At 67.6% G+C, this 9,652-nt stretch carries 6 protein-coding genes; 1 reads left to right on the top strand and 5 read right to left on the bottom strand.

What is annotated here, in order from left to right; all coding sequences use genetic code 11:
• Nucleotides 1-77: 77 nt before the first annotated feature.
• The 5 genes from ccoP to ACETII_RS02140 form a co-directional block, all read right to left on the bottom strand.
• Entirely contained in the window at nucleotides 78-968 is an 891-nt protein-coding gene (ccoP, locus tag ACETII_RS02120; RefSeq protein ID WP_472786930.1) for a cytochrome-c oxidase, cbb3-type subunit III, read from the bottom strand.
• Complete coding sequence (locus ACETII_RS02125; protein WP_363349382.1) at nucleotides 961-1,146, bottom strand: cbb3-type cytochrome oxidase subunit 3; 186 nt, start codon at nucleotides 1,144-1,146, stop codon at nucleotides 961-963. Before ACETII_RS02125 ends, ccoP begins: the two co-directional genes overlap by 8 nt.
• Nucleotides 1,147-1,150: 4 nt before the next feature.
• The gene (gene ccoO, locus ACETII_RS02130; RefSeq protein WP_363349383.1) at nucleotides 1,151-1,906 is read right to left on the bottom strand and encodes a cytochrome-c oxidase, cbb3-type subunit II; all 756 of its coding nucleotides are present in this window, start codon (nucleotides 1,904-1,906) and stop codon (nucleotides 1,151-1,153) included.
• 12 nt (nucleotides 1,907-1,918) lie between these two features.
• Nucleotides 1,919-3,568: a cytochrome-c oxidase, cbb3-type subunit I gene (gene ccoN, locus ACETII_RS02135; protein WP_472786931.1), complete on the bottom strand. Its 1,650-nt coding sequence runs from the start codon at nucleotides 3,566-3,568 to the stop codon at nucleotides 1,919-1,921.
• 328 nt (nucleotides 3,569-3,896) lie between these two features.
• On the bottom strand, nucleotides 3,897-4,295 hold the full coding sequence (locus ACETII_RS02140) for an SH3 domain-containing protein (protein WP_472786932.1): 399 nt from the start codon (nucleotides 4,293-4,295) through the stop codon (nucleotides 3,897-3,899).
• Between the two features lie 204 nt (nucleotides 4,296-4,499).
• On the opposite strand from ACETII_RS02140, the gene ACETII_RS02145 reads away from it, so the two are divergent.
• Nucleotides 4,500-9,629 carry a hypothetical protein gene (locus tag ACETII_RS02145; RefSeq protein WP_472786933.1) on the top strand — a complete coding sequence of 1,710 codons (5,130 nt, stop codon included), beginning with the start codon at nucleotides 4,500-4,502 and terminating at the stop codon, nucleotides 9,627-9,629.
• The last annotated feature ends 23 nt before the right edge of the window (nucleotides 9,630-9,652 follow it).

The raw sequence follows: 9,652 nt of genomic DNA on the forward strand, positions 1-9,652 counted from the left end.
GGAGAGGGAGTCCATGCGGGCCTTTATCCAGAGCGCTCATCGCGCCGACGGGCAGGGAGGGGCCTCATGGCCGCCCCCTACTGCCCGCCGCCGAGCGAGTGCACATAGACGGCGAGCGCCTTGATTGTCGTGTCGTCGAGCCTGTCCTTCCAGGCCGGCATCACGGCGCCGCCGCCATTGGCGATACGGGCGACGACGGACGGCTTGTCGGAGCCGTAGAGCCACACCTGGTCATAAAGCGCCGGCGCCCCGAGCTCCGGATTGCCCTTGCCTTCGACGCCATGGCAAGCGGCGCAATTCTCGGCGTAAAGCTTCTCGCCTTCCGCCGTCGGCGCGTCCGAGTCCGGCGTTTCCGCATAGGTGCGCACATGGTCGGCGACGACGGAGATCTGCTCCGGCGTCAAAAGCCCGTCGCGGCCGAAGGCCGGCATGGCGGAGGCGCGCGTCGCCTTGTCGGCGTCCCAGCGCACGCCATGCTCGATCGTCTGCTGGATGTCGGAGAGCTTGCCGCCCCAGATCCAGTCGTCGTCGTTCAAATTGGCGTAGCCCTTGGCGCCCTGCCCGCCGGCGCCATGGCAGGAGGCGCAATTGGTGGCGAAAGCCACCTTGCCGACAGTGCGCGCCGCGGCGAGCAGGTCGGGGTCGGACTCGATCTTGTCGAGCGGCGCGTCCTTGATCTTGTCGAGCACGGGGCCGCGCAGAGTCTGCAGATCGGCGACCTCTGCCGCAACCTGATCGCGCGAATGCCACGCGGTGACGCCCTGCGTGCCGCCGGAGAACGTCGGCCAGGCGGGATAGACGATCGTGTAGCCGACGCCCCAGACGATGGTGATCCAGAAGGTCCACACCCACCAGCGCGGCAGCGGCGTGTTCAATTCCTCGATGCCGTCCCACTCGTGGCCGGTCGTCGGCGTGCCGCTGACTTCGTCGATTTTAATCTTGCCTTTGTCAAACGTGTCCTCAGACATCGTCGTCCTCCCGAAGGGGAATTTGGGCGTCTTGCTCGAACTGCTTCCGCCGCGAGGGCCAGAAGGCGTAAGCGACGACGCCGAGAAAAATGAAGCCGAAGAAGATCAGGCCCCAGGAGGCTGCGAGCGCGCGCAGATACTCATAGGTCGATAAGGCTTCGGCCGCTGAGGCGTTCATGGGATCACCTGATGTTGGCCTTGTCTTCGTAGAGCTTGAAATCCACGGAGACGCCGAGGTGTTGCAGATAGGCGATGAGCGCGTCCTCTTCGGTCACGCCGCCCTTGGCGGGTGAATCGTTCAGGACGGCGTTCGGATAGCGCTTCTGCATCTCGGCCGCCGCCGCCGAGTCGGCGCCGTTCTGCGCCAGAAGATCGGCCTGCGCGTTCTCGATCTGCTCGTCGCTGTAGGGAACTCCCACGACGCGCAGGAGCCGCATCTGCTCGGCGAGATGCTCGGCCTTGAGCGGCGCCGAGGCCAGGAACGGATAGCCCGGCATGATCGAGGACGGCACCACCGACTGCGGGCTGCGCATATGATCGCGCTGCCAGTCGTTGGAATATTTGCCGCCGACGCGCGCAAGGTCCGGGCCGTTGCGCTTCGAGCCCCATTGGAACGGGTGGTCATACATGCTTTCGGCCGCGAGCGAATAATGGCCGTAGCGCTCGACCTCGTCGCGCAGCGGGCGGATCATCTGCGAATGGCAGGTGTAGCAGCCCTCGCGGACATAGATGTTGCGGCCCGCAAGCTCGAGCGGCGTGTAGGGACGAACGCCCTCGACCTTCTCAATCGTGTTCTTCAGGTAGAAGAGCGGTACGATTTCGACGATGCCCCCGACCGACACGAGCAGCAGAATGCCGACGATGAGCAGGATCGAATTGGTTTCGAGGATCTTCTGGAACCCGCCGCCGGCGGGTGCGTGTTGAGAGGATTGCGACATGGTTTCCTATCCTCACTCGGCAGGCAGGGGCGACGGGGCGAGCGCGCTTTCCGCGGCTGGCGAGGCGAGCGTCCGGTAGATGTTGTAGACCATGATCAGCGCGCCGATCACGAACAGCCCGCCGCCGATGGCGCGGATCACATATTCGGGATGCAGCGCCTCCGTGGTCTCGACGAAGGAATATTCGAGGAAGCCTTGCGGGGTGTAGGCGCGCCACATCAGACCCTGCATGATGCCCGCGACCCACATCGACGTGATGTAGAAGACGATGCCGATCGTCGAAATCCAGAAGTGCCAGTTGACGAGCTTCAGCGAATAGAGCTGCCGGTTCCAGATCCAGGGAATGAGGCAGTAGAGCGCGCCGAAGGACACGAAGGCCACCCAGCCGAGACTGCCGGAATGCACATGGCCGATGCCCCAGTCGGTGTAATGCGACAGAGCGTTCACCGCCTTCACCGACAGGAGCGGACCCTCGAAGGTCGACATGCCGTAGAAGGCGACCGAGACGACCAGCATGCGCAGCACGGGATCGGTGCGCAGCTTGTCCCATGCGCCGGAGAGCGTCATCAGGCCGTTGATCATGCCGCCCCAGGAGGGCATCCACAGCACGACCGAGAACACCATGCCGAGGGTCTGCGCCCAATCGGGCAGCGCCGTATAGAGCAAGTGGTGCGGGCCGGCCCAGATGTAGAGGAAGATCAGCGACCAGAAATGCACGATCGACAGTCGGTAGGAGTAGATGGGCCGCCCGGTGCGCTTGGGAATGAAGTAATACATGATGCCGAGAAAGCCGGTGGTGAGGAAGAAGCCCACGGCGTTATGGCCGTACCACCACTGGATCAAGGCGTCCTGCACGCCGGCCCAGACGATGACCGACTGAGGCGAGAAGATCGACACCGGGATCTCGGCGTTGTTGCCGAGCACCAGCACGGCGACCGTCACCACGAAGGACAGGTAGAACCAGTTCGCCACGTAGATATGTGGCTCCTGACGCCGCGCGAGCGTGAAAAGATAGACGAGCAGGTAGGTGACCCAGACGACGACGAGCCACAGGATCGCGTACCATTCCGGCTCGGCGTATTCGTGCCCGCGCGTGACCCCGAGCAGATAGCCCGTGCCGGCGATGACAATGAAGAAGTTGTAGCCGAGGATGACGAACCACGGCGCGAGATCGCCCGCGATGCGCGCCCGGCTCGTCCGCTGCATGACGTAGAAGGACGTGGCCAGCAGCACATTGCCGCCGAAAGCGAAGATCACCGCCGAGGTGTGCAGCGGCCGCAGGCGGCCGAAATTGATCCAGGGCAGGTCGAGATTGAAGGCGGGATAAGCGAGCTCCAGCGCCAGATACAGTCCGACGATGAACCCCGCGACGCCCCAGAACAGCGAGGCGATCGACGCGAATTTGATCGGTCCGTAGTTATAGTTCGGCCGCCCGTCTATTGTGAGCGGCGGCAGTTGCGGCCCGCGCGCGCGATAGCGCAGCAGGATGGCGACGACGGCGCCGATGGAGCCCAGAGAGAACAGCGCCGCGTGGAAGGCGAAGGCCGGCGTATAGGCTTTTGTCGCGATATAGCCCGTCGCAAGCGCAAGGGCGACGAAGATCGCGCTTAGCGATTTCTCGCTGAAGGTCATTTGTTTCGCGATGAGAGGGGGACGCTCCATGATTCTGTCCTCTGGAGGTTCTTTTCTTGCAGACGCGAGAATTACGCTGGCGCCGGAAAAATGTGACAAAGTCGCCCCAGCGCGACTTCGATTCACACTCGGCATTGTACAGCGCAATAGCAACAGAAATTTGACTTCAATCAATTACACGCGCGCACTTCGGCCTCTGCGCGGAATTGTCACAGATCAAGAAAATCGAACGCCGATCATCCTAGCCGCGCCGGCGGTTGCGGATAGCGCTTACGATTTGCGACAGATTTCACGCAAAGGAAGAACGCGCCTTCGCGCGTTTATGTCGCAGTCGCCAGCGGACCGACTTTCGGACTTTTCAGCACGGATAGAAACGATGCGTTCCGAGCAGGAATCCAAGCGGTCCGTGGCGAAATTGCGCAAGCGGCCGCGCGAAGAACAGCCCGCTTCCCGAATAAGGATAGCCATAATCACAGGTCGGGTCGGGGCCGGGCGCGGGGGCTGGAGAGGCGTTCACGAGCTCCGCCCGCGACGCGAAGAAGCGTTCGCCGTTCAGCGCCACCGGGATCCAGTTGCGACCGTCCCCCAATATGGTGAGATCCGTATCGGCCGGGGCGATGACGGTCACCGGGCATCTGACCGTCGGCCGCGTGCGCAATTCGACAGGCGCATGGAGGGTAAGAATCTCGGCGAGGGCGGCGCCCGAAAAAGCGGCGAACGCAAGAAAGGCCAACACACATAAAAAAGACCGCCGCATGGCACCCCCTGCGCGCGGCGCGTGCGCCAGCGCAAATTCGACGAAGCGGGCGCAGTCTAAAAGAAAATTCCACGGGTGGAAATCGTCGGCAAGGAGACGCATATGGCGATCGGGGACAAGCGGCCGAGCGCCCTCGACTCTTGCGATGAGCGCGCCCTAATGTCGATGGCAGGCTGGCGCGCCTGTCCTCTCCAGGGTGTTTTCATGCGGCGACTTGCATTCTCCCTTTTGGCGGCCGGCGCGGCCTCGCTGTTTTTCCCCACTAATTCCTTCGCGAAGACCGCGGTCCCGGAGATGCAGACAAGCGGCGGGGTCGTAATCTCGCCGAAAGAGCTGGCCCTCGACCGCGAGGGCGCGACGCTGCTGACCATCCCCGCCGCGGGGCGCTACGCGATCCGCGCCAAAAGCTCGACGGGCGCGCGCATCGAACTGGTGGACATGATCGCGGGCCCCCTCGACTCCTCGGGGGCCGCCGGATTGCGCGACGGCCGCATCGACGCCTTGCTCGACAAGGGCGTCTACAAGCTGCGCATCGGCGCGGTGAAGGGCGCGACCGGCAAGGCGACGGTCAGCGTCGAGCCCTTTGCCGAGGTGGAGACGACGCGGCCGGCGCTGACGCCGAACGTCATTGCGCGCGGCGAGTTGGGCGACCTGCAGCAGCGCTCTTATGCGCTGGAGGTCAAAAGCGACGGCCCCGTCTATCTCGAAGCGGTCGGCCGCGCCCTTCAGGACCTGCGCCTGTGGGACGCCGACGGCGCGCTCGTCGAACTTCTTTTCGAGCGCACCACGGTTGAAACGCAGCCGGGCCGTTCGATGAACCGGCTGCGACTAGAAGGGAAAGTCGCGCCCGGCCGCTATGTCGTCACGGCCTATGGCGGCGAGAAGCTCGTCTGGTCGGACGGCGCCGGCGCGCAGCCCTTCCTGCTGCGTCTTGCCGAGCCGGCGCTGCTCGCGGCGGGCGTGGCCAAAGGCGTCATCGGTCCCTTCGGCGCCGCGCGCTACGAGGCGCCGGCACGCGACGACAGCTTCCGCCTGGAGCTGCCCGAGCAGGCGCCCGCGCGCATAGACGCGCGGCGAGGCGCGGGGCGCGACATGGCGACGATCGGCAAGGCCAGCCGCGCGCCCGTCGCCACGCTGCGTCTCGCGAGCGACGGGACCGCGCCAGCGCGGATCGACGTCTCGGGCTATGAAGGCCAGGCTTATACGCTGCGTGCGATGCGCCAATCCAATCGCGAGACTTTCGAGGCGGCCGGGCCGCATCTCGTCTCGCTCGAGGTGGCGGGAGACGGCGGCGACGATCCGCCCGCGACGGCCCTCCTCGCGCGCATTGAAAGGGACGGCAAGACGCGCGTCATCGCCTCGGACCTGCCGCGCATCGGCGCCGGCAAGGCGTGGCGCGGCAAATTCAATCTGCTCGGCCCGGTGTCGCTGTTATTCGAGGCGACGAAAGACGGACCCGTTGCGATCGACGCCAAGGGCGTCAAGCTGCGCGCCGCGATCGAGCCGGCGCTGGGGTCGCTGGCGCCGCCGCGCGTCGGCCGGGAAGGCGGCCGCTACGACCTTGCCGCGGGCTATTATCTCTTGACGCTCGAGCCCTTGGGCGATCGGGCCGGCGTGGTCGACCTCACGCTCGGCGCGCCTGGTCTCGCGGTGTCTGCGCCGGCGCCGCTGCCGTCGCGCGCGTCCCTTTCCTTTGGCAAGCAGACTCTCGAAGGCGACGGCGCCTATCTTATTCTCGCCAACACGGCGCCGGGGCTTCTCACCGGCCCGCGGGTCGTCGCCCTGCCGGCGACGCTCGACAAAGAGCCGCTCCCCCTGCGTCAGTCGGCCGGGCAGGAGATCGCGCTGCCCCTGCGCCTGCCGAAAGACGGCAAAGTCGCCGCGCGCGACGAGAGCGGCGCAGATATTCCGCTCGCCTTCGCGGAAGAGAAGACGGAAAACGACCAGCGCTTCGTCACGGTGAAAATCGCGCCTCCCGCCGCAGCGCGCGCGCTGGGATTGATGTATCTGCCGCCCTCCGCCTTTGAGACGAGCCCGCAAGCCGCCGCCGCGAAGGGGCCGCGCGCCTCGGCGGGCCGGCCGGCCTTTTTCGATCTGGCGCGCGACGAAACGAGGAGCCTCTCTTTCGACGTCGCCCAAGGCGGTCTCTATCGCGTCGAAACGCTTGGCCGGCTGAAGACGGCGCTGCGCGTCGGCGCGGCGGTCTCGCCGAAGCTCGGCGAGGGCGAGGCCAATGGGCCGGGCAACAACGGCCTGGTGACGGCCTATCTGCGCGCCGGCGCCTATCGCGCCGCCGTCACGGCGAAAGAGTCCGCTGGCCATCTCGGCCTTTCCGTCGCCCCGGCGACGCTGACGTCGACCGCCAAAATCGTCGACGCGGGCGAAGCGCGCGCGACGCTCGCGCCGGGCAAGGGCGCCTTGGTTCCGATCGAGATCACGCGCGCCGGCGACTATCGGCTGGCGCTCGCGAGTTTGACGCAGGAGTGGCGCGCCCGGCTCGAGGACGCCGACGGCTGGCCGCTGACGGCGCCCGGCTCCTTCCGGCGCAAGACGCTGCATCTCGAACCGGGCGCCTATCGACTTGTGGTGAGCCCGGAAGACGTGGAAGCGCGCATGATCGCGCGCCTCGCCCCCATCGTTCCGCCGCCGACGCTCGAAGGACATGGTCCGCATCCCCTGCCCTTCGAGGCGAGTCGGAAGCTGCAGTGGCGCGAGCCGCAGGCGAAGGACGCGCCGCGCGCGCCGGACGTCTGGCCTTTTGTGCTCGCGGGAGACTCCGACGTGGAGCTTTCGATCGGCGAAGGCATGATTGGAGAGGTGCTGAAAGGCGACGAGGTGATCGGCAAGGTCGTCGGCGACCGGCCGTTCAAGAGCAGGCTCGCGGCGGGCGACTATCGCATCGAGGCGCGCAGCCTCGCTCATGACGACCGGCTCGATTACGAAATCATGCTGTCCTCCCCGCAGTTGCAGCCGGGCGCGCCGAAGCGCGTCGACCTGCCGGCGCGGCTCGACTTCAGTCTCGCGCATGAAAGCGTCGTCGACCTTTCGAGCTTCGGCGACAAGGAAACGATCGGCGTCTTGAAGACGGCGGCGGGCGACGTCGTGGAGCGGCTGGAGCCGCGCGCCAATGACTGGAATGTCGCGCTGGCCCGCCGTCTGCCGGCCGGCGCCTATCGACTGGAGCTGGAGGCGCTCGCCGCGACGCGCGCGCCTGTCTCGCAGGATGCAAGCCAGGACGGCGACCGGGAAGAAGCGGCGCAGGACAGCGAGGAAGAGACGAGCGAGGCCGCGGCCTCGGAGGAGAGCGCCGCGGCGGGCGAGTCCGAAGAAGCGGAGGCGGAAAGCGGCGTCGAGGTTCGTCTGGCGGCGCTGAACGAGAAGGATGGACCGACGCTCGCCGCGACCGGCGCGACGGTTTTGTCCGGCGGCGAGGCGCAGCGTCTCATGTTGCCGGCGATAGCCGGCGACGCGCTGGCCCTCGTCGCCGCGCAATCGGCGAGCGAAGTCGCGCTGTCGATCGAGCGGCGCGGCGCCGACGGCGTCTGGCGCATGATCGGCGTCGCGCGCGGCCTTTCGCCCGTCGCCGCCTGGCCCGCCGCCAGCGACAAGGACGCGTGGCGCGTAACTGTCTGGCCGCTGGGCGGCGGCCACGAGCCAATCGAGGTCGCCGCGCGCGCGATTGAGCGACGCGCCCAGCGCGCGGGCGAAATTTCATTCGACCCACAAGGAGACATCGCGCCGCCGCTCTGCGTCGCGCGGGTCGATGCGCCCAACGCCGCGCTCGTCGACGTCACCGCCCCGGCGGGCGTCTTTGCGGGCTCGGCGGCGGGCCGGCTGTTGCGCCCGGCGCGCGCCGGCGTGCTGGCGCCGCAGTCGCCGACGCTCTGGCTCGTTGCGCGCGATTGCAAGGCGAAGGCCCATGTCGCCGCCTTCGACTGGCTCGGCGAGGCCGTCGCGCTCGATCTTGGCGAGGGCGACCGCGCCGTTCTGCCGCCGCTCGGCGCCCCGCGCGGCAAGACGCGGCTCTGGCTCGCGCGCTCGACCTTCGCGCAGCCGGCGATCGACTCGGGCGCCGGGATGGGCGTCGCCGACGGCGCCGCGCTCGCCCTTGCAGGCGATGCGGCGCCGCAGGCATGGAACGCCAGCAGCCCCGCCGCGATGCGCGCCGCGCTCTCCGCGATCGACGTCGAAAACCGCGCGGCCGTCAGCGGCGGCGCCAGTTTCGCCGGCCTCGTGCCGCCGATGAGCGCGCAGCCCGTCGACATGGCGAAATTCGACGGCCCGCTCGCGCTCGACCTTGCCGGAGGGCTCGCCGCCTTTGTGGGAAAAACCGGCGTCTTGGGGGACGGCGCGGCGGTCTCGCGCGTCCTTCATGGCGCGGGATCGCGCGTGCTGCTCGTCAATATGACGGCGACGCCCCTGCCCGTCCGGATCGCACGCGCGCCCGACGCCAGTATGAAGCTCGACGCCAAGACCGCGCTCAAACGATTCTTCGGCGCCGCCGGCCAGCTCGCGCTGCCCCTCGACGCGCAGCCCAACGACCGCCTGATCGTCATCGGCGCCGACGCGACCGTCGTCTCGACCAGCGGACGCGTGCTGCGGGGACGCGACCTCGCGCTCGACGGCCCGGGAGAGGTCACTCTCGACTACAAGCCCGGCCTCGTCGCCGCCTGGATCGAACGCGGCGGCGTCGCGCCCTGGCCGCAGGCGGCGGCGCGCGCGCTGGCGCTTCCCCAACGTGTGACGCTCGACGGCGCCGCCGCGCGCTTCGCGATCAAACAAGGCGCGCCCGTCATGCTGAGCGTTTCGAGCGGCGCGCCGGCGCTGCTCTCCTTCACCCAGAACGGCAAGCGCGAGACGTTCGCTTTCCCCGCCGGCGTCGAATTCCGTCACTATGTGGCGGCGGGCGAGGCGACGCTCGAACTCTATGCGCCGCATGACGGCGCGCTCAGCGGCGCGCTCGACCTCGCGGCGCAGCCGGTGATCGAGGCGCATGAGGGGGTGAACGACGCCATCGCGGTCCCCTCCGGCGCCAGCGCGCTCTTCGCGTTTGAGACGAAGCGCGACGGCGAGATCGGCGTCGGCGTGCGCGCCGAACCCGACCGCGTCAGCGCGCGTCTCATGGACGCGAGCGGCAAGACGTTGGCCGAGGGCGTCAATCAGGTCGCAAAGCTTGCGCCCGGCCGCTATTTCCTCGAAGCGCGCGCGCCGGCCGACGCCGGCGCGACGACCCTTCGCGTCGCGATCGTCGGCCTGTCGCCCCCGCCCGCCGCGCCGCCGGAAGAGGTGGTCGCCGAGCTGCTCGACAAGGCTGGGATGAAGAAGAGCAAATGAAAGACAGGTCTGTCGCTCGATTG

This window comes from Methylocystis sp. NC52PC, from assembly GCF_055698645.1.

What these genes read in the sequence shown, in the direction of transcription:
- ccoP (WP_472786930.1), bottom strand. Translation starts at nt 968, where the DNA reads ATGTCTGAGGACACGTTTGACAAAGGCAAGATTAAAATCGACGAAGTC.
- ACETII_RS02140 (WP_472786932.1), bottom strand. Translation starts at nt 4,295, where the DNA reads ATGCGGCGGTCTTTTTTATGTGTGTTGGCCTTTCTTGCGTTCGCCGCT.
- ccoO (WP_363349383.1), bottom strand. Translation starts at nt 1,906, where the DNA reads ATGTCGCAATCCTCTCAACACGCACCCGCCGGCGGCGGGTTCCAGAAG.
- ACETII_RS02145 (WP_472786933.1), top strand. Translation starts at nt 4,500, where the DNA reads ATGCGGCGACTTGCATTCTCCCTTTTGGCGGCCGGCGCGGCCTCGCTG.
- ccoN (WP_472786931.1), bottom strand. Translation starts at nt 3,568, where the DNA reads ATGGAGCGTCCCCCTCTCATCGCGAAACAAATGACCTTCAGCGAGAAA.
- ACETII_RS02125 (WP_363349382.1), bottom strand. Translation starts at nt 1,146, where the DNA reads ATGAACGCCTCAGCGGCCGAAGCCTTATCGACCTATGAGTATCTGCGC.